The organism is Amycolatopsis sp. DG1A-15b, assembly GCF_030285645.1.
Lineage (GTDB): Bacteria > Actinomycetota > Actinomycetes > Mycobacteriales > Pseudonocardiaceae > Amycolatopsis.
Map to the genome: position 1 here is coordinate 3,186,098 of NZ_CP127296.1, position 18,763 is coordinate 3,204,860.

Genomic DNA, 18,763 nt, shown 5'->3' on the forward strand with positions numbered 1-18,763 from the left:
CGGAGTGCTTTTCATTCCACGGTACCGGCGATCACCGACAAGAAAAGGCCTTTCCGCATCACAAGATCGGCGCGTCGCGGTTTGCCGGCCACCCCCAGCACGGACATTCCCGCAGCGCAAGCGGCCATTTCGGTGCCGTGACGCGGGTGTGTGACGGGTCCGTCCGGGCCGGGAGGAAGCAAGCACGTCGGGAGTACCCCGCGCGTGGCGGCGCCAACCTCGCCCGGGAGACCGGGCAATTCCGGCCAGTTCCGCCCTAACCGCGCGGCGGGACGGCCCGGTGGCTAGCATCGGGCGACGCCGTACCGGCCCTGATGGCCGGGCGCTATCGAAGGAACGCTAGGGGGCACCAGTCATGACCTACCCGCCGCAGCAACCGGGCGGCTACGGCCAGCAGCCCGGCGGCTACGGGCAGCAGCCCGGGCCGTACGGTCAGCCGCAGCAGGGCGGCTACCCCCAGAGCGGCCCCCAGCCCCAGCCCGGCTACGGCGGCACCCAGCAGTTCGGCCAGCCCGGCCCGTACGACGGAACGCAGCAGTACGGCCAGCCCGGCGGCTACGAGGGCACGCAGCAGTACGGGCACCCCGGCGGCTACGACGGCGGCACCCAGCAGTACGGGCAGCCCGGGCCCTACGACCAGCCCGGCCAGGGCGGTTACCCGCCGCAGACGGGCCCTCAGCCCCAGCAGGGCCACCCGCAGTACGGCCAGCAGGACCAGTGGGGCCAGCCGCCCCAGTCCTTCGGCGGCCACGACCCGTACGGCGGCAGCTTCGGCGAGGCACCCCCGCCCAAGAAGAAGACCGGCCTGATCGTCGGCATCGCGGCCGCCGCGGTGGTGCTCGTCGGCGGTGGCGTGACCGCGTTCGTGCTCATGAACGGCGACGACCAGCAGACCGCCGCACCGCCCGCGACCAGCAGCTCGGCCGCACCGACCGCACCCTCGACGGTGCCGAAGGCGTCCACCCCGAAGCCCAAGAGCACCGCGCCGACCAGCCCGACGTCGAAGAGCAAGCCCGCGGGCGGCCCGGCGCCCGGTGGCAAGGCCAGCTCGCAGGAGCTGTTCGACTCGACCCTCTCGGCCTACAACGCGGGCGACGAGAAGGCGCTCGGCGACACGATCTGCCGCAGCGTCTACGAGGGCACCACGGGCGAGATCCCGAAGGTCACGGTGAAGCTGACCGGCACCCCGGAGGAGACCGGCGACAAGGCCACCGTCCGCTACTCCGCCACCGACGGCAGCAAGACCAAGGTCGGCACGATGTCGGCGCAGAAGGAATCCGGGCTCTGGTGCCTGTCCAACGTCCACGCGGACGGCTCGTGAGCACCCGGCGGCGGTGAACCGCCCGCTCGCCGCCGGGCTGGTGCTGCTCGGCGTGGCCGGAGCGGGTGCCGTGCTCGGGCTGCTGCTCGTCGCCCCGGCCGGCTCCCCGCCCGCGGCGTCGGACACTCCGTCGCCGTCGCCCCGCCCGTCGGCCCCGCCACCGCCTCCCGACGAGGCCGACACCGCGGCGGTGGCGGTGCTGGCCCGCGCGATCGTCGACGCGATCGCCCGCCACGACTCGGCGGCGTTCGGGAAGCTCACCTGCCGCCCGCAGACCGCCGACGCACTCGCCGGCCTCCAGCGAACCTGGGACGCGGCCGGCCCGGTCACGGCGAAGCTGGCCGCACCCCCGGAGCTGCGCGGCGAGTCCGCGACGGCGAAGGTGCACGTCGAAGCGGCGGGCGGCACCAAGGACACGCCCTTCCCGCTGCACAAGGAGAACGGCCGCTGGTGCGTGCCGGGCTGAGCCCGGGGCGCGAGCATGCGCCGGCCGAGCTCAGCCAGCCGCTCCAGCGCGTGGACGGCGTCCAGCCTGACCCCGGCCGGCGCCAGTAGACCGCCGAGCGCCTGCAGCAGGGTGGCGCGGACACGGCCTTCCGGCGCGGCTCTACCTCAGCCCTTGCCCTTGCTCGGCCGCCGCGAGACCCGCGGGGACACGGTGCCGTCCGCCAGCCGGCGGGCCGTGAGCAGGAACGCCGTGTGCGCCACCATGCGGTGGTCCGGGCGGACCGCCAGGCCCACCACGTGCCACGAGCGCATCAGCGTCTCCCACGACTCGGGCTCGGTCCAGCACTGCTGCTCGCGCAGTGACTCCGTGACGCGCGAAAGCTGCGTCACCGTCGCGACGTAGACCGTCAGCACCCCGCCCGGCACGAGGTGGGCGGCCACGTTGGGCAGCTGGTCCCACGGCGCCAGCATGTCCAGCACGACGCGGTCGACCTCGCCCTCGTGCGAGGCCAGGTCGGCCACCGTGAGCGACCAGTTGGCCGGCTTCTCGCCGAAGAACTTCACCACGTTCCGCTCGGCGTGTTCGGCGTGGTCGTCGCGGATCTCGTAGGAGTGCACCTGCCCGGCCGGGCCGACCGCGCGCAGCAGCGAACACGTCAGCGCGCCGGAACCGGCGCCCGCCTCCAGCACGCGCGCGCCGGGGAAGATGTCGCCCCACATCACGATCTGCGCCGCGTCCTTCGGGTAGATCACCTGCGCGCCGCGGGGCATCGAAAGGACGTAGTCCGGCAGCAGGGGGCGCAGCGCGAGGTACGTCGACCCGCCCGCGGACGTGACCACCGACCCTTCGGGACGGCCGATGAGGTCGTCGTGGGCCAGGGCGCCGCGGTGGGTGTGGTACTCACCACCGGCGGCCAGCGTCAGGGTGTAGTGCCGCCCCTTCGAGTCGGTCAACTGCACCCGATCACCCGCGCTAAACGGTCCGCTGACCGACAACACTTCCTCCTGCGCCTGTAACCCGTTTGGCCGACACCAGATCTTCGCAGGCCGCGCGGGCGCCGGGCTCAGCGGGTACGGCGGTTCAGCGCGGCCCGCAGGTCGTCCCGGCGCAGCACGCCCGCCGGGCGGCCCTCGTCGTCGACCACGAGGAACTGCCACGCCGCGGTTTCGCGGACCCGCTCGACGACGTCCTCCCCCGGCTCCGACGCCAGCAGCACGGTCTCGGCCCGGATCGGTTCGGCGGCGAACTCGGCCGGGGCGTGCGGCGAGGAGCTCGCGAGCCGCTCCGCCGCGCCCACGTCCAGGAGCCCGGCCGCCACGCCGTCGGCGCGGACCAGGACCACGCCCCGGCCGGCCGACGCGGCCAGCGCGTCCGATACCGGGCTTTCGGCGGGCAGCTGCAGCACCGGCCGGACCAGCTCGCCGAGGACCAGGCCTTCGGGCCACGTGCGGCGGGCTTCGGCGGCCAGCTCCGAGCGCGCGCCGAGGATCACGAACCACGCCGTGACGACGCAGACGCCCAGCCGCAGCCAGCGGTCCGGGCTCGCGGTCGCCAGGCCCCACAAGGCCCAGACCAGCAACCCGGCGGCCACGACCGCGCCGCCGGCGACCGCCGCGCGCGTGCCCTTGGCACGGATGCCGGTGGCCGCCCAGACCCCGGCGCGGACCAGCCGGCCGCCGTCCAGGGGCAGCCCGGGCAGCAGGTTGAACACGCCGACGGCGAGGTTCGCCACCGCGCACTCGGCCACCAGGAGCCAGACCGCGCCGTCCGGCGGCACGGCGAACATCAGCAGCCCGCAGAAGCCGCCGAGCAGCAGGGACACGGCGGGACCGGCCGCGGCGACCAGGCCTTCGTCGCTCGGGCGCTTCGGGGTGCGGGCCACTTCGGACAGTCCGCCGAGGAGGAACAGCCGCAGCCGCCGCACGGGGATCCCCAGCCGCAGCGCGACCAGGCAGTGCCCGAGCTCGTGCGCGAGCACGGACAGGCCCAGCAGCAGCGCGAACGCGCCGGCCAGCAGCCACGACGTCGTCGCCGAGGCGTCCGGGAGCAGCCGCCCGACCAGCGGCGCGTAGAGCACGACGACGATCAGCGAGCCGACCCACCAGGACGGCGCGAGCAGCACCGGCACCCCGGCGACCCGGAACAGCACGAGGCCGCCGTCCGAGCGGACGGCCTGCCGGGTGCCCCCGGTGCCCTGCTCACTGGTCGCGGCCATGCGGAGAGCCTAGAGCCCCGGGTGTGGGTCCCGGGTGATCCGGCCCCCACCGGTGTCGCCCCGGACGACACGCGTACCCCGGCGGCCGACACGGCGGCCGGTCGTGTCGTCCATCCCGGTACGCGTGTCGTCCGTGCAGGTACGCGTGTCGTCCGTTCCGGGTGGGGGCGGCGGGCGTTGCGGTCGCCGGAACTGTCGGACCCCGGCGTTACGCTCTGCCCATGCCCGACGCCGACACCGTGACCACCGACACCCCAGCCGCCGTCGCCACCGAGGTGCGGCGGCGGCCCGCGTTGTCGCCGTCACGGGCCAGCGACTTCAAGCAGTGCCCGCTGCTCTACCGGTTCCGCGCGGTCGACCGGCTGCCGGAAGTCCCGACGAAGGCCCAGCTGCGCGGCACGCTCGTCCACTCCGTCCTGGAGCGGCTCTTCGCCCTGCCGGCCGCCGAGCGCGTCCCGCCGCGGGCCCGCGAGCTGCTCGGTCCGGCGTGGAGCGAGCTGTCCGCGGACCGTCCGGAGTGGACCGAACTGTTCGACGGCGGAAAGCCCGACGACCACGCGGACTGGCTCCGGTCGGCGGAAAAGCTGCTGGACGCCTACTTCGAACTGGAAGACCCGCGGCGGCTGGAACCCGAGGCCTGCGAGCTGCACGTCGAGATCGAGCTCGGCTCCGGCGTGCTGCTGCGCGGCTACATCGACCGGCTCGACGTCGCGCCGACCGGTGAGATCCGGGTCGTCGACTACAAGACCGGTGCCGCGCCGCGCGAGATCGGCGAGGCCAAGGCGATGTTCCAGATGAAGTTCTACGCCGTGGTCCTGTGGCGGCTGCGCGGGATCGTCCCGCGCCAGCTCAAGCTCATGTACCTCACCGACGGCCAGTCGCTCGCCTACACCCCCGACGAAGCCGAGCTGCTGCGCTTCGAACGCACGCTGGAAGCCATCTGGCAGGCCATCCTCAAGGCGGGCAAGACCGGCGACTTCCGGGCGAACAAGAGCAAGCTGTGCAACTGGTGCGACCACCAGGCGCACTGCCCCGAGTACGGCGGCACCCCACCCGAATACCCCGGCTGGCCGGAACCCGACGCGGGCGACGAGACGCCGCTGGACCGGGCCGACTGATGGCCGACGCCTTCTACGTCCCGCTCGGCGACGGCCGGTTCTCCGCGACCGGGCACACGGCCGGGCCGTGGACCCCGGACGCCCAGCACTTCGGCCCGCCGTCGGCGTTGCTCGTCCGGGCCCTCGAAACCGTCGAAACCACCCATCCGGCCGAACTCGCCCGCGTGACCGTCGAGATCCTCGGCCCGGCACCGGTCGCCGAGCTCACCGTGCGGGCCCGGATCGAGCGGCCCGGCCGGTCGGTCGAACTGCTGCAGGCCGAGCTGGCGATCGCCGAGCGCGTCGTCGCCCGGGCGTCGGCGTGGCGCATCGCGACGTCCGACACGGCGGAAATCGGCACCGACGCCGGCCCGCTCCTGCCCGGGGCCGGCAGTGTCGAGGAGTCGCCCTGGCCGGAGGGCTGGCAGGCCGGCTACCTGGACGCGGTCGAGTGGCGCGCGGTGCGCGGCGGCATGGACGTGCCCGGCCCGGCCGCCGTGTGGGCCCGCCAGCGCGTCCCGCTGGTCGACGGCGAGGAACCGAGCGGCCTGCAGCGGCTGTTCGCCGTGGCCGACTCCGGCAACGGCGTGTCCAACTACCTCGACCCGCGGAAGTGGTGGTTCATCAACTCGGAACTCACGGTGCACCTGCGGCGGACGCCGGCCGGCGAGTGGATCGGCCTCGACGCGGTCACGCTGGTCGGCCGGCACGGCATCGGCACGGCGACCAGCATCCTGCACGACGGCGACGGCCCGGTGGCCACCGGCGCGCAGGCCCTGATGGTCCGGCCGCGACAGGCCGGGGGCGGATAGCCACCCACAACGGGCCCGCATCCAATAACCTTCGCGGAACGACCGACTTGAGGAGCGCTCCGGCATGCAGATCACCTCGGTGGTCAACCAGAAAGGCGGGGTCGGCAAGACCTCACTGAGCGTCGGCACCGCGGCCGCACTGGCCGAGAAGGGCCGCCGGGTGCTTCTGGTCGACCTCGACCCGCAGGGCCACGCGACGACCGAGATGCTCGGGCTCTCCGAAGTCCCCTCGGACCGGCCGAGCCTGGCGAAGGCGCTGGCCAAGACGTGGAAGGGCCCGATCGAGGAGCTCGTGGTCCCGCACCCGCGCAGCAACCTCGGCCGCGGCGGCGCGCTCGACGTCGTGCCGACGTCACCGGGGATGTTCGACCTGATCCGTCGGCTCGACTCGTTCCGCGTCCCCGGCTGGCAGCTCGCGCGGGTCATCCAGTTCGCCAACTACGACCACTGCGTCATCGACTGCCCGCCCGCGCTGGACGTGCTGACGAACAACGCGCTGGCGGCGTCGCACGGCATCCTGGTCCCGGTCCAGCCGGACAAGACCAGCATCCGCGCCCTGCGGCTGCTCGCCGACCAGGTCCGCTACGTCGAGCAGACCGTCGGGCGGCAGCCCCTGTCGTGGTTCGGCCTGGTGCCGAGCCTGTACCGGCGGCCGATCTCGCACTACGCGGCCGCGGCGCTGCAGGAGATGTACGACTTCGGCATCCCGATGCTGTCGCACCTGCCGCTGGGCGTGGTGATGAACGAGGCGGCGGCGCACGGCGTGCCGGTGACGACGTACGCGCCGGAGACGTTGCAGGCGCTGTCCTTCCGCGAGATCGCGGAAACGCTGGACAGCCACCTGGCGCAGAACGCCGCGCCGGCGGTGGTCCCGGCCGACGAGGAGTTCGTCTTCGAGGACTTCATCTCGGAGGTCGCGGTGGCCCGCAACGTCAACGACAACGGCGCCCGCAAGGGCCTCTACGACCTGCTGCCGAAGAAGCCCAACCGCCCACGCTGACCCGGTCCGGGCGGGCGGGAAGCGGTTTCCCGCCCGCCCGGACGGCCGGGCTTCAGAGCCGGCAGGACCGGATGTCCGACGCCAGGATCGCCTTGGCGCCCACCTCGGCGAGCTCGTCCATGACGAAGTTGACCTTCTTGCGCGACACCATCGCGCGGACGGCGACCCAGTCGTCGTCGGCCAGCGGCGCCACCGTCGGCGACTCCAGGCCGGGCGTGATCGCGATCGCGCGCTCCACCAGCGTCCGCGGGCAGTCGTAGTCGAGCATCATGTACTGCTGCGCGAACACGACCCCGCGCAGGCGCGCGGCCAGCTGCGACTTCGCCTTGCTCTCCTCGCTGCCCCGGCGCTGCAGCAGCACGGCTTCCGACACGCAGATCGGGTCGCCGAACGCCACCAGGTTGTTCTGCCGCAGCGACCGGCCCGACTCGACGACGTCCGCGATCGCGTCCGCCACGCCGAGCTGGATCGAGATCTCCACCGCGCCGTCGAGGCGGATCACCTCGGCCTCGACGCCGTGGCGGGCGAGGTCGTCGCGGACCAGCCGCGGGTACGACGTCGCCAGCCGCTTGCCGTGCAGGTCCGCCGGCTTCCAGTCCCGGCCGGCCGGGGCCGCGTAGCGGAACGTCGAGCCGCCGAAGCCCAGCGCCTGGACCTCCTCCACCGGGGCGCCCGAGTCGAGCGCGAGGTCACGGCCGGTGATGCCGAGGTCGAGGTCGCCGGAGCCGACGTAGATGGCGATGTCCTTGGGCCGCAGGAAGAAGAACTCGACCTCGTTCACCGGGTCGAGCACCGTCAGGTCGCGCTGCTCATGCCGCTTGCGGTAGCCCGCCTCGCCGAGCATCTCCGTCGCCGCGGCGGCGAGGGCTCCCTTGTTCGGCACGGCAACACGCAGCATTCGCTTCTCTCCTCGTTCCGCGCCCGGTCCAGCACCGGGCGACCCCGTCACAGGTAGCGGTAGACGTCCTCGGTCGACAGCCCGCGCCCGAGCATCAGCACCTGTACCCGGTACAGCAGCTGGGAGATCTCCTCGGCGAGGCGGTCGTCGGACTCGTGCTCGGCGGCGATCCACACCTCGCCGGCTTCCTCGAGCACCTTCTTGCCCTGGGCGTGCACCCCGGCGTCGAGGGCGACGACGGTGCCGGACCCGTCGGGACGGGTACGCGCGCGCTCGGCAAGCTCCGCGAACAGCTCATCGAAGGTCTTCACGGTCCGGAATCCTTCCATCCCGGACCCCGCGGCGCCGCCCCGCCCCGCCGTGGGTGCTGCCGATCTCACACTGCCGTGGACACCGATTCCCACGGGCTGGGAGCAACCCCCGCAACGGAACTCAGAAGAGCGCGCCCTGCTCGAAGTCCAGCAGGTACCGCTTGCGCTCGAGGCCGCCGCCGTAGCCGGTGAGCGAGCCGGTGGAGCCGACCACCCGGTGGCACGGGACGATGATGCCGATCGGGTTCTTGCCGTTGGCCAGCCCGACCGCCCGCGACGCCGCGGGGTTGCCCAGCCGGTCGGCGAGCTGCCCGTAGGAGATCGTCGTGCCGTACGGGATCTTGCGCAGCTGGGCCCAGACCGCCTGCTGGAACGGCGTGCCCACGAAAGTGAGCGGCACTTCGAACTCGTGGCGCTGCCCGGCGAAGTACTCCTTCAGCTCGGTTTCGGCGCGGTCGAAGACCTCCGCGCTCGGGTCGTGCGAGCCGAAGGTCAGCTCGTCCGGGCGGTGGCGCTGGTCGACCATGTAGAGGCCGCAGAGCGCGGCGCCCTCGGCGACCAGCGTCAACGGGCCGCACGGGCTGTCGACGACGGCGTGGGTGCGCATTTCTTCTCCTGTCGGTTTCATGCCGCGGGCATCCGGTTGATCGCGTGGTCTCCGGTGGCCCACAGGTGCTGGGTGGCGTAGGCGCGCCAGGGGCGCCACGCCGCGGACCGGGCGACGACGGCCGCCGGGCCGCCGAGCCCGAGGGCTTCCGCCGCGTACTTGATGCCGAGATCGGTGGGGAGGAAGGCGTCCGGGTCGCCGAGAGCGCGCATCGCGACGGTTTCGACCGTCCACGGCCCGAAGCCGGGCAACGCGCCCAGCGCGGCCCGGGCCGCCTCCCAGTCGCTGCCCGCGCTGAGGTCCAGGCCGTCGGTCAACGCCGAGACCAGCCCGAGCAGCGTGCGACGGCGGCTGCGCGGCATGGCCAGCGTCTCGGGGTCCAGCGAAGCGAGTGCCTCGGGCGAGGGGAACAGGTGGGTGAGGCCGCCTCCGGGGTCGTCGACCGGCTCGCCGTGCGCGACGACGAGCCGGGCCGCGTGGGTGCGCGCCGCCGCAGTCGAGACCTGCTGGCCCAGCACGGCCCGCACGGCGAACTCGGCGCCGTCGGTGGTGCGCGGGACCCGGCGGCCGGGCGCGGCCGCGACGAGCGGGGCGAGCAGCGGGTCGGTGGCGAGCTGGTCGTCGACGGCGACCGGGTCGGCGTCGAGGTCGAGCAGCCGGCGGCACCGGCTGGTGGCGGCGGGCAGGTCCCGGAGGTCGGCGAGGGTGAGCCGGCAGGCGATGTGGCCGTTCTCCGGCCGCAGCGCGACGACGCCGTGGCCGTGCGGCAGCCGCAGCGTCCGCCGGTAGGCGCCGTCCCGCCACTCCTCCACGCCCGGCACGCCGGTCGCCACCAGGTGCCCGAAGAGGTTGTCCGGGCACAGCGGCTTCCGGTAGGGCAGCCGCAGCACGAGCGCTCCGGCGGCGGCCTGCGGCGTGCTCTTCGCGCGGCTGCGCAGCTCCGTCGGTGAGAGGGCGAACACCTCGCGGACGGTGTCGTTGAACGTCCGGATGCTGCCGAACCCGGCGGCCAGGGCCAGCTCGGTCATCGGCAGCTTGGTCGTCTCGATCAGGGTGCGGGCGGTCTGCGCGCGCTGGGCCCGGGCCAGAGCCAGCGGACCGGCGCCGAGTTCGGCGAACACCTGGCGTTCGACCTGCCGGACGCTGTAGCCGAGGCGGGCGGCGAGGCCGCGGACGCCTTCGGTGTCGACGACGCCGTCCGCGATCAGCCGCATCGCGCGCGCCACCAGGTCGGCGCGCTCGTTCCACAGCGGCGAGCCGGGACTGGCGTCGGGACGGCAGCGCTTGCACGCCCGGAACCCGGCCTGCTGGGCGGCCGCGGCGCTCGGGTGGAAGCTCATGTTCTGCCGCTTGGGCGGCACGACCGGGCAGCTGGGCCGGCAGTAGATCCGGGTCGTCAGCACCGCGCAGTAGAACCACCCGTCGAACCGGGCGTCCTTCGCCTGCACGGCCCGCACGCACCGCTCGAAGTCCTCATGCACCGCTTCAGCATCGCGGACCCGAGCCACCCCGGGCTAGCGGAAAAGCGACGTGGTCGTGGTCAGCCGAGCAGGGCCGCCAGCGCCGGCACGTCGATGCCGACGAGCGAGTCGCGGAACACCCGCCGCTCCCCCGCCTCGACCTCGACGTCGTTCGGGATGACCAGCACCGTGCAGCCCGCGGCGACCGCCGACGCCGTGCCCGGCGGGGAGTCCTCGACCGCGACGCAGCGCGCCGGGTCGGCACCGAGCAGCTCGGCCGCCTTGAGGTACGGGCGCGGGTGCGGCTTGTTCAGACCTTCGACCTCGTCGCCGCACACGGTGACGTCGAAGAAGTCCCGGCCGATCGTGTTCAGCGCGAGCTCGGTCAGGTCGCGCTCGGTGGAGGTGACCAGCGCCGACCGCAAACCGGCTTCGCGCACCGCCGTCAACGCCTCACGCGCGCCCGGGCGCCACGGCAGCTCGTCGTCGAACAACCCCGCCGTGCGACGGCGGATTTCCTCGCCGGTCGACGCGATCGCCTCGGGCGTCACCGGAAGGCCGACCACTTCGAGGAGGTACGCCGACGTATCGTCCATGTTGGACCCGACGAGCGTCATCCGCTGTTGCTCGGAAAGCTTGCCGCCGAGTGATTCCGCCGTCTCGTACAGCGCGACGTCCCACAGCTTTTCGGAATCGACGAGCGTGCCGTCCATGTCCCACAGCACGGCCACGAGTCCGTCCACAGTGGAGTCTCCTCAGGTGTTGAAGTACTTGGCTTCCGGGTGGTGGCAGACGATCGCGTCGGTCGACTGCTCGGGGTGCAGCTGGTACTCCTCGGACAGCTTCACGCCGATCCGGCCCGGTTCGAGGAGGGCGACGATCTTCGCCCGGTCTTCGAGGTCGGGACAGGCGCCGTAGCCCAGGGAGAACCTCGCCCCACGGTAGCCGAGCTTGAAGAAGTCCTCGACGTCGTCGGGGTCCTCTGAGGCGACCGCCACACCGCCGGGCAGGGTGAGCTCGGCCCGGATGCGGCAGTGCCAGTACTCGGCCAGCGCCTCGGTGAGCTGGACGCCGAGGCCGTGGACTTCGAGGTAGTCGCGGTAGGCGTCGGCGGCGAACAGCTCGTTCGCGTAGTCGGCGATCGGCTGGCCCATGGTGACGACGGTGAAGGGCACGACGTCGACTTCGCCCGTCTCCCGTGGGCGGTAGAAGTCGGCCAGGCAGAGCCGCCGGTCGCGGCGCTGGCGCGGGAAGGTGAAGCGCAGCCGCTCCGGTGCGCCCGGCTCGGGTTCGGTGAGCACGACGAGGTCGTCGCCCTCGGCGACGCACGGGAAGTAGCCGTAGACGACGGCCGCGTGCGCCAGGACGCCGTCGGCGGTCAACCGGTCGAGCCAGTACCGCAGCCGCGGCCGGCCTTCGGACTCGACGAGTTCGTCGTAGGTCGGCCCGGCGCCGCCGCGGGCGCCCTTGAGCCCCCACTGCCCCATGAAGGTCGCCCGCTCGTCGAGCATGGCGGCGTAGTCGGCGAGCGCGACGCCCTTGACCACCCGCGAGCCCCAGAAGGGCGGCGCCGGCAGCGGGACGTCGGTGGCGACGTCCGAGCGCGCGGGCGGCGGCCCTTCGAGGGCTTCCTCGTCGGCCTTGCGGGCTTTGCGCGCCTCGGCGATCCGCAGCGAGCGTTCGCGGCGTTCCCTGCGCTCTCGGCGCTTCTTCTCCGCGTCGGCGTCCACCAGCGGCGACTCCCCGCGCTTGGCGGCCATGATCGCGTCCATCAGCCGCAAGCCTTCGAACGCGTCCCGGGCGTAGCGGACGTCGCCGAGGTACAGCTCGCTCAGGTCGTTCTCCACGTAGGACCGGGTCAGCGCCGCGCCGCCGAGCAGCACCGGCCAGCGCGCCCAGACGCCCCGGGAGTTCATCTCCTGGAGGTTCTCCTTCATGATCACCGTCGACTTGACCAGCAGCCCGGACATCCCGATGGCGTCGGCGCCGTTTTCCTCGGCCGCGTCGAGGATGGTCGTGATCGGCTGCTTGATGCCGAGGTTGACCACCTCGTAGCCGTTGTTGGACAGGATGATGTCGACGAGGTTCTTGCCGATGTCGTGCACGTCGCCGCGCACGGTGGCCAGCACGATCCGGCCCTTGCCGGAGTCGTCGCCGGTCTCCATGTGCGGTTCGAGGTGGGCGACGGCGGCCTTCATCACCTCGGCCGACTGCAGCACGAAGGGCAGCTGCATCTGCCCGGACCCGAACAGCTCGCCGACGGTCTTCATGCCGGACAGCAGCGTGTCGTTGATGATCTGCAGGGCGGGCCGCTGTTCCAGGGCCGCGTCGAGGTCGTCGGCGAGTCCGTTGCGTTCGCCGTCGACGATCCGGCGTTCGAGGCGTTCGAACAGCGGCAGGGCGGCCAGCTCTTCGGCGCGCGAAGCCTTGGACGACGCCGCGCTGACACCCTCGAACAGGGCCATCAGCTCCTGCAGCGGGTCGTAGCCTTCGCGACGGCGGTCGTAGACGAGGTCCAGGGCGATCGCGCGCTGGTCGTCCGGGATCCGGGCCATCGGGAGGATCTTCGACGCGTGCACGATCGCGGTGTCCAGGCCGGCTTGGACGCATTCGTGCAGGAACACCGAGTTGAGCACCTGGCGCGCCGCCGGGTTCAGCCCGAAGGAGATGTTGGACAGGCCGAGCGTGGTCTGGACCTCGGGGTGGCGGCGTTTGATCTCGCGGATGGCTTCGATCGTTTCGACGCCGTCGCGGCGCGACTCCTCCTGGCCGGTGGCGATGGTGAAGGTCAGCGCATCGATGATGACGTCGGAAGTCCGCAGCCCCCACTTGCCGGTGATGTCGTCGATCAGCCGGGTGGCGATGTCGGCCTTCTTCGTCGCGGTGCGCGCCTGGCCTTCCTCGTCGATGGTCAGGGCGACGACGGCGGCGCCGTACTCGCCGACCAGGTCCATGACCTGGGTGAACCGGGACTCCGGGCCGTCGCCGTCCTCGTAGTTGACGGAGTTGACCGCGCAGCGGCCGCCGAGCCGCTGCAGCCCCGCCTTCAGCACCGCGACCTCGGTGGAGTCGAGCATGATCGGCAGGGTGGACGCGGTGGCCAGGCGCCCGGCCAGCTCGGCCATGTCCGCGGTGCCGTCGCGGCCGACGTAGTCGACGCACAGGTCCAGCAGGTGGGCGCCGTCGCGGGTCTGTTCGCGGGCGATCTCGACGCAGTCGTCCCAGCGGCCCTCCAGCATCGCGGTGCGGAACGCCTTCGAGCCGTTGGCGTTGGTCCGCTCGCCGATCATCAGCACGCTGGCGTCCTGCTTGAACGGCACCGCCTGGTAGAGCGACGACACGCCCGGCTCGGGCCGCGGCCGCCGCGGGACCGGTTTCGTCTCGGAGACCGCCGCGGCGAGCTGCCGGATGTGCTCGTCGGTGGTGCCGCAGCAGCCGCCGACCAGGCCGACGCCGAACTCGCGGACGAACCCGGTCAGCGCCTCGACCAGGGCCTCCGGGCCGAGCGGGTAGACCGCGCCGTCCGGGCCGAGCTCCGGCAGGCCGGCGTTGGGCATCACCGACAGCGGCACCCGGGCGTGCTTGGCCAGCTGCCGCAGGTGCTCGCTCATCTCGGCCGGCCCGGTGGCGCAGTTGAGCCCGATGACGTCGATGCCGAGCGGCTCCAGGGCGGCCAGCGCCGCGCCGACCTCGGTGCCGAGCAGCATGGTGCCGGTGGTTTCGACGGTGATCGAAGCGAGGATCGGCACGTGCCGGCCCTCGGCGGCCATCGCCCGCTTCGCGCCGATGATCGACGCCTTCGTCTGGAGGATGTCCTGGGTGGTCTCGACGATCACCGCGTCGGCGCCGCCGGCCAGCAGGCCCCGGACCTCTTCGCGGTAGGCGTCCCGCAGCGTGGTGAACGGCGCGTGGCCGAGCGTCGGGAGCTTCGTGCCCGGCCCGACCGAGCCGAGCACGAACCGCGGGCGGTCCGGCGTCGCGAAGTCGTCGGCGGTCTCGCGGGCCAGCCGGGCGCCGGCCTCGGCGAGCTCGAAGATCCGCCCGGTGATGTCGTACTCGGCGAAGTTGGCGAAATTGGCCCCGAAAGTGTTCGTCTCGACGGCGTCCGCGCCCGCCTCCAGGTAGCCCCGGTGCACCGAGCGGACCACGTCCGGCCGGGTGACGTTGAGGATCTCGTTGCAGCCTTCGAGGCCGTCGAAATCGGCCAGGCTGAGGTCGTGGGCCTGCAGGGCGGTGCCCATCGCGCCGTCGGCCACCAGAACGCGCGAGCGAAGGGCTTCGAGGAAGGGCGACGACAGGCGGTCGGACATGCTGAACAGGGTAAGGCCGGTGGTCGTAGGCTGGTCCGGTGAGTGAGCCCGTCGACGAGACCCCGCGGCCGCCCGGCGACCGCACCGAACCCACCCGGCCTTTGATGGTGGTCGCCTTCGAAGGCTGGAACGACGCAGGTGACGCGGCCAGCCGGGCGGTCGAGCACCTGCAGCTGAACTGGGACGCCACGCCGCTGGCCGAGCTGGAGCCCGACGACTACTACGACTTCCAGGTCAGCCGCCCGACCGTCCGGATGGTGGACGGCGTCACTCGACGGGTGGACTGGCCGACCACGACGCTGTCCGTGTGCCGCCCGGACGGGTTCGACCGGGACGTCGTCCTCGTGCAGGGCCCCGAGCCGAACATGCGCTGGCGCGCCTTCTGCGCCGAGCTGCTCGACCACATCAAGCAGCTGGACGTCGCGACGGTGGTGACGTTGGGGGCGCTGCTCGCCGACACCGCGCACACCCGCCCGGTCCCGGTGACCGGGACGGCGTACGACAAGGACACCGCGTCCCTGTACGGCCTCGACCTGAACAACTACCAGGGCCCGACCGGCATCGTCGGCATCCTGCAGGACTACTGCGTGCAGGCGGGCATCCCGGCCGTCTCGATCTGGGCCGCGGTGCCGCACTACGTGTCGCACCCGCCGTCCCCGAAGGCGACGCTGGCGCTGCTGCACAAGCTGGAGGACATCCTCGACGTCGAGATCCCGCTGGGCGCGCTGCCCGAGCAGTCCGAGGAGTGGCAGCGCACGGTCAGCGAGATGGCCGACGAAGACGAGGAGATCAGCGAGTACGTCCGCAGCCTCGAAGAGCGCGGTGACGCGCAGACCGAGGTCGCGGAGCAGGACGTCAGCGGTGACAAGATCGCCGCCGAGTTCGAGCGCTACCTGCGCCGCCGCGGCCGGGGCGGCGGACAGGAAGGCTTCGGCCTGCGCTGAGTCACTTGAGCCAGCTGGTGGCGAACGCCCGCGCGGGGTTCGCCACCAGCATGGCGGTGACGACGTCGCCGCCGAGCTGCTTGGTCAGCCGCGGCGCGAGCGTGGTGAGCAGGTAACGCATCCCCGGGCCTTCGGCGACGTAGCGGGCCGCGGCCGTCGTCGTGTCGCCGCCGAGCAGGATCTGGCCGCCGTGACCGGCCTCGACGAGCGCTTGGAGACCGTCGAAGAGCCGCGGGTCGGTGGCGTGGTTGGCACGGGACGGGCCGTCGAAGGCCAGGAACACGCCGGTTTCGGCGATCTCGCGCTGGACCATCGGGTCCGGGTTGCGGTTGAGGTGGCCGAGGATCACCCGTTCGGGTGGCACGCTCATTTTCTGGCACAACAGGTCGACGACTTCGAGACCCGCGGTGCCCAGTTCCAGGTGCACGGCGATCGGCGCACCGGTCTCGTCGTGTGCCACCGCGGCGGCGGTCAACGTCAGCCGCGCGTGGGAGTCGACACCGTGGTAGCCGCCGGCGACCTTGATCAGCCCGGCACGCGGCCCGGTCCGCGGGTCGTAGGGGCGGTCCGTCGGCGGAGTGCCCTCGACCAGGTCGTCGACGAAGACCCGGACCAGGTCGTCGATCACCTTGGTCAGCACGGTCGGTGAGTAGTGCGCGGCCCGGTGGAGGCCGGTGGCCGCCACCACGTGCATCCCCAGCTCTTCGGCCATCCAGGCCAGCTTGTGCGTCTGGCGACCGAGGCCGAACGGGGTCCACTGCACGACGGCCGCCCCGCCCGCCCCCTGGAAGCTGAGGAGCTCGTGGATCGCGCGCGTCGGGTCGTCGAGCTCCTGGTCCGGCAGCAGCTTCGAGGCGAAGAAGAGGTGGTCGTGCGAGTTCGTCACGCCCAGTTCGGCCGGATCGATGTCACCCAGCACCGTGCGGACCTTGGGTTCCCCAGTCACGACGGCGAGTGTAACGCCTCAAGCGTTACGATGGCGAGGTGTCCGAAGACTTCCGCCTCGACATGGGCGCACCCTGGCTGAACCTCCTGGCCACCCGCGGCCGCCACTTCGGGGCCCAGCCGGTCGAGCGGATCCAGACGGTGGAGCGGCTGCGCGACTGGTTCGCCCAGGTCGAGCTGACCCCGCTCACCCCCGTCACGTACGCCGATGTGCGCGCGGCCCACCGGCTCCGCGAAGCCCTCCGGGACCTCGCGCTGGGCGTGGTCGACGGCGTTCCGCCCGGAGCCGGCCAGGTGCGCCCGCTGACGGCCTTCCTCAAGACCGAGCCGGTCCACCTCGCCGCGCTCGACCGGCTCCGGCGGAGCGCCCCCGCGACCGCCGCCGACGCGCTCGGCAGGCTGGCCTGCCAAGCCGCGGACTGGCTCACCGGGCCCCTGCGGCACGAGCTGCGGGTCTGCCCGGAGGAGGACTGCCGGGGTGTCTTCGCCGACCCGGGCGGGCGGCGGCGCTGGTGTCCTTCCCCGGCCTGCGCCAGCCGGGGCCGGGTCCGGGCGCTCAGGGAGCGGCGGCGCGGGGAATCATGACGGCCAGAGGATCCGGCGCATCGGCACCGCGCCCCGCGCCCGCTTCCGCCACTCGCGCGGATAGCCCAGCGAGACCTCTTCGAACCGGACGCCGTCGGCCTCGGTGCTGCGGGGGATGTGCAGGTGGCCGTAGACGGCGATCTCCGCGCGGTAGCGGACGTGCCAGTCCGCCGTCTTGGTCGTGCCGCACCAGAGCGCGAACTCCGGCCAGTACAGCGGCGCCGTCGGGTGGCGGTGCAGCGGCCAGTGCGACATCAGGATCGTGCCGTGGTCCCCGGGGATCGCGTCGAGGCGCTCGGTGCTGATCTTCAGCCGGTCCGCGCACCACGCCTGGCGGCTGGGGTACGGGTCCGGGTGCAGGAAGTACTCGTCCGTGCAGACCACCCCGGCCTCGCGCGCCTGGCGCAGGGCCTCCTCCAGGGACTTGCCCTCCGCCTCCGGGGTCCGCCAGCTGTAGTCGTAGAGCAGGAACAACGGCGCGATCGTCAGCGGCCGCGGACCGTGCCGCCAGACCGGGAACTCGTCCTCCGGCGTCAGCACGCCGATCTCGCGGCACTGTTCGACGAGGTACTCGTACCGGGCCTGGCCCCGCAGCTGGCAGTCGTCGTTCTTCGTCGTCCACAGCTCGTGGTTGCCCGGCACCCAGACGACCTTCGCGAACCGGCTGCGCAGGGTCTTCAGCGTCCCGATGGTGGCTTCGGCCAGCTCGGCGACGTCGCCGGCGACGAGCAGCCAGTCTTCGGGGGTTTCCGGGACGACCGAGTCGAGGATCGGGCCGTTGCCCTCGTGGGTCACGTGGAGGTCGCTGGTGGCGAAGAGGTGCGGCACCCCTCCACCGTAACCACCGCGGCCGGGGAAGCTACGCGAAACCTGCGATCCCTTCGCGCTGGACCGGGCTCAGGCGATCCGGCCTCGCCGTGACGGTGACCGTCCCGGAGCCGGCGTCGTGCAGGGCGAGGGGATCGGCGATGGCCGGACGGCGCCGGAGCGCGTCCACGGCGGCCACCGCCCGGTCCCGGGGCCAGCCGAGCGCGGTGGCCAGCTCGGCCACGGTCAGCGGCCGGCGGGCGTGCACCAGCGCGGCGACCACGGTCAGGGCGTCGTAGCCGGCCTCCTCCGCCAGGGTGCTGCCGTCCATCTGCTCGCTGAGCCGTCCGAAGAACCGGCCCATGCTCGCGAGCCGGGTGCCGGCGGTCGTGTCCGGCCCGAAGATCCCGATGCCCCGCCGCGCGACGGCCGCGATCCGCCCGTGCGCCCCGGTGTCGGCCTGCCAGGCCCGGAGCCAGACGTCGTCGTCGATCGTGTAGCGCTCGCGGCGCCCGCCCGGGTCCGGCCGGCGCTCGACCAGCTCCATCGCCTCCAGGGAGCCGATGGACTTGGACACCGAAGCCGGGCTGACCCGCAGCAGTGCCACCAGGTCGGCGGCGGTCAGCCCGCCGGCGTCGGCGGTGAGCAGGCAGACGAACACGCGGGCGGTCATCCGGGGCAGGCCGGTCGCGGCCAGCAGGGCCGCGAACTCGTTCACGAAGCCCCGCACCACCTCGGCGGGCTCTTCGGGCGGCTCGCCCGGTCGCGGCGGCCGGCGGCGGCGGGCGCGGTGGACGGCGGCCTCCTGCGCGTGGCCGGGCCGGTACTCGCCGGACGTGCTGTTGCGGGCCACCTCCCGGCTGATCGTGGACGTGGGGCGGCCCAGCCGCCGTCCGATCTCGGCGTACCCGAGCCCGCCGTCGAGCCAGCCCGCGATGCGGCGGCGGTCGTCGAGGGTCAGCCTGCCTCCGGGCACCCGGTTCTCCTCCGTGCGTTCACCCAC

18 protein-coding genes are annotated in these 18,763 nt (G+C 72.9%); 7 read left to right on the plus strand and 11 right to left on the minus strand.

Annotated features, from left to right (window positions below):
* Positions 1 to 355: 355 nt before the first annotated feature.
* Together QRY02_RS14615 and QRY02_RS14620 are read left to right on the plus strand one after the other, a co-directional pair.
* Positions 356 to 1,321 (plus strand): flagellar basal body-associated FliL family protein, encoded by a 966-nt coding sequence (locus QRY02_RS14615; protein WP_285992064.1) that lies wholly within the window; start codon positions 356 to 358, stop codon positions 1,319 to 1,321.
* A gap of 13 nt (positions 1,322 to 1,334) precedes the next feature.
* On the plus strand, positions 1,335 to 1,787 hold the full coding sequence (locus QRY02_RS14620; RefSeq protein ID WP_285992065.1) for a hypothetical protein: 453 nt from the start codon (positions 1,335 to 1,337) through the stop codon (positions 1,785 to 1,787).
* A gap of 146 nt (positions 1,788 to 1,933) precedes the next feature.
* Here QRY02_RS14620 and QRY02_RS14625 read toward each other — a convergent pair whose 3' ends face one another.
* Together QRY02_RS14625 and QRY02_RS14630 are read right to left on the minus strand one after the other, a co-directional pair.
* The gene (locus QRY02_RS14625; RefSeq protein WP_285992066.1) at positions 1,934 to 2,764 is read right to left on the minus strand and encodes a tRNA (adenine-N1)-methyltransferase; all 831 of its coding nucleotides are present in this window, start codon (positions 2,762 to 2,764) and stop codon (positions 1,934 to 1,936) included.
* A 68-nt stretch (positions 2,765 to 2,832) separates the two neighbouring features.
* On the minus strand, positions 2,833 to 3,984 hold the full coding sequence (locus QRY02_RS14630; protein ID WP_285992067.1) for a M50 family metallopeptidase: 1,152 nt from the start codon (positions 3,982 to 3,984) through the stop codon (positions 2,833 to 2,835).
* Between the two features lie 221 nt (positions 3,985 to 4,205).
* On the opposite strand from QRY02_RS14630, the gene QRY02_RS14635 reads away from it, so the two are divergent.
* The 3 genes from QRY02_RS14635 to QRY02_RS14645 all read left to right on the plus strand — a co-directional run bounded on the left by QRY02_RS14635 (position 4,206) and on the right by QRY02_RS14645 (position 6,893).
* Positions 4,206 to 5,102, plus strand: coding sequence for a RecB family exonuclease (locus tag QRY02_RS14635; protein WP_285992068.1), 897 nt, complete (start codon positions 4,206 to 4,208; stop codon positions 5,100 to 5,102).
* Positions 5,102 to 5,893: a thioesterase family protein gene (locus tag QRY02_RS14640; RefSeq protein WP_285992069.1), complete on the plus strand. Its 792-nt coding sequence runs from the start codon at positions 5,102 to 5,104 to the stop codon at positions 5,891 to 5,893. Before QRY02_RS14635 ends, QRY02_RS14640 begins: the two co-directional genes overlap by 1 nt.
* A 64-nt stretch (positions 5,894 to 5,957) precedes the next feature.
* Positions 5,958 to 6,893, plus strand: coding sequence for a ParA family protein (locus QRY02_RS14645; protein WP_285992070.1), 936 nt, complete (start codon positions 5,958 to 5,960; stop codon positions 6,891 to 6,893).
* 52 nt (positions 6,894 to 6,945) lie between these two features.
* Here the strand turns inward: QRY02_RS14645 and hisG are convergent, their stop codons facing one another.
* The 6 genes from hisG to metH all read right to left on the minus strand — a co-directional run bounded on the left by hisG (position 6,946) and on the right by metH (position 14,479).
* A complete protein-coding gene (gene hisG / locus QRY02_RS14650) occupies positions 6,946 to 7,791 on the minus strand; it encodes an ATP phosphoribosyltransferase (RefSeq protein ID WP_285992071.1) in 846 nt (281 codons plus the stop codon).
* Between the two features lie 47 nt (positions 7,792 to 7,838).
* Positions 7,839 to 8,102 (minus strand): phosphoribosyl-ATP diphosphatase, encoded by a 264-nt coding sequence (locus QRY02_RS14655; RefSeq protein ID WP_086681128.1) that lies wholly within the window; start codon positions 8,100 to 8,102, stop codon positions 7,839 to 7,841.
* Between the two features lie 121 nt (positions 8,103 to 8,223).
* Entirely contained in the window at positions 8,224 to 8,709 is a 486-nt protein-coding gene (locus QRY02_RS14660) for a methylated-DNA--[protein]-cysteine S-methyltransferase (protein WP_285992072.1), read from the minus strand.
* 17 nt (positions 8,710 to 8,726) lie between these two features.
* Complete coding sequence (locus tag QRY02_RS14665) at positions 8,727 to 10,190, minus strand: AlkA N-terminal domain-containing protein (RefSeq protein ID WP_285992073.1); 1,464 nt, start codon at positions 10,188 to 10,190, stop codon at positions 8,727 to 8,729.
* Positions 10,191 to 10,249: 59 nt separating this feature from the next.
* Complete coding sequence (locus QRY02_RS14670; protein WP_502874253.1) at positions 10,250 to 10,882, minus strand: HAD family hydrolase; 633 nt, start codon at positions 10,880 to 10,882, stop codon at positions 10,250 to 10,252.
* A 42-nt stretch (positions 10,883 to 10,924) separates the two neighbouring features.
* Positions 10,925 to 14,479: a methionine synthase gene (metH, locus tag QRY02_RS14675; protein WP_285992075.1), complete on the minus strand. Its 3,555-nt coding sequence runs from the start codon at positions 14,477 to 14,479 to the stop codon at positions 10,925 to 10,927.
* Between the two features lie 38 nt (positions 14,480 to 14,517).
* On the opposite strand from metH, the gene QRY02_RS14680 reads away from it, so the two are divergent.
* On the plus strand, positions 14,518 to 15,423 hold the full coding sequence (locus tag QRY02_RS14680; RefSeq protein WP_285992076.1) for a PAC2 family protein: 906 nt from the start codon (positions 14,518 to 14,520) through the stop codon (positions 15,421 to 15,423).
* Position 15,424: 1 nt separating this feature from the next.
* Here QRY02_RS14680 and QRY02_RS14685 read toward each other — a convergent pair whose 3' ends face one another.
* The gene (locus QRY02_RS14685; RefSeq protein ID WP_285992077.1) at positions 15,425 to 16,369 is read right to left on the minus strand and encodes a phosphotriesterase family protein; all 945 of its coding nucleotides are present in this window, start codon (positions 16,367 to 16,369) and stop codon (positions 15,425 to 15,427) included.
* A gap of 38 nt (positions 16,370 to 16,407) precedes the next feature.
* Here QRY02_RS14685 and QRY02_RS14690 point away from each other — a divergent pair, with 38 nt between their 5' ends.
* The gene (locus tag QRY02_RS14690; protein WP_285992078.1) at positions 16,408 to 16,953 is read left to right on the plus strand and encodes a CGNR zinc finger domain-containing protein; all 546 of its coding nucleotides are present in this window, start codon (positions 16,408 to 16,410) and stop codon (positions 16,951 to 16,953) included.
* Here the strand turns inward: QRY02_RS14690 and QRY02_RS14695 are convergent.
* Positions 16,948 to 17,781, minus strand: coding sequence for a metallophosphoesterase family protein (locus QRY02_RS14695; RefSeq protein WP_285992079.1), 834 nt, complete (start codon positions 17,779 to 17,781; stop codon positions 16,948 to 16,950). The two genes, QRY02_RS14690 and QRY02_RS14695, sit on opposite strands and share 6 nt — an antisense overlap.
* Before the next feature lie 31 nt (positions 17,782 to 17,812).
* Positions 17,813 to 18,736, minus strand: a complete 924-nt coding sequence (locus QRY02_RS14700; protein ID WP_502874204.1) for a GbsR/MarR family transcriptional regulator — start codon at positions 18,734 to 18,736, stop codon at positions 17,813 to 17,815.
* Positions 18,737 to 18,763 lie beyond the last annotated feature (27 nt).

Bases quoted from the DNA above. Each gene is read 5' to 3' on its own strand.
- QRY02_RS14615 (WP_285992064.1), top strand. From the start codon at position 356: ATGACCTACCCGCCGCAGCAACCGGGCGGCTACGGCCAGCAGCCCGGC.
- QRY02_RS14630 (WP_285992067.1), bottom strand. From the start codon at position 3,984: ATGGCCGCGACCAGTGAGCAGGGCACCGGGGGCACCCGGCAGGCCGTC.
- QRY02_RS14635 (WP_285992068.1), top strand. From the start codon at position 4,206: ATGCCCGACGCCGACACCGTGACCACCGACACCCCAGCCGCCGTCGCC.
- QRY02_RS14640 (WP_285992069.1), top strand. From the start codon at position 5,102: ATGGCCGACGCCTTCTACGTCCCGCTCGGCGACGGCCGGTTCTCCGCG.
- QRY02_RS14645 (WP_285992070.1), top strand. From the start codon at position 5,958: ATGCAGATCACCTCGGTGGTCAACCAGAAAGGCGGGGTCGGCAAGACC.
- hisG (WP_285992071.1), bottom strand. From the start codon at position 7,791: ATGCTGCGTGTTGCCGTGCCGAACAAGGGAGCCCTCGCCGCCGCGGCG.
- QRY02_RS14660 (WP_285992072.1), bottom strand. From the start codon at position 8,709: ATGCGCACCCACGCCGTCGTCGACAGCCCGTGCGGCCCGTTGACGCTG.
- QRY02_RS14670 (WP_502874253.1), bottom strand. From the start codon at position 10,882: ATGGACGGCACGCTCGTCGATTCCGAAAAGCTGTGGGACGTCGCGCTG.
- metH (WP_285992075.1), bottom strand. From the start codon at position 14,479: ATGTCCGACCGCCTGTCGTCGCCCTTCCTCGAAGCCCTTCGCTCGCGC.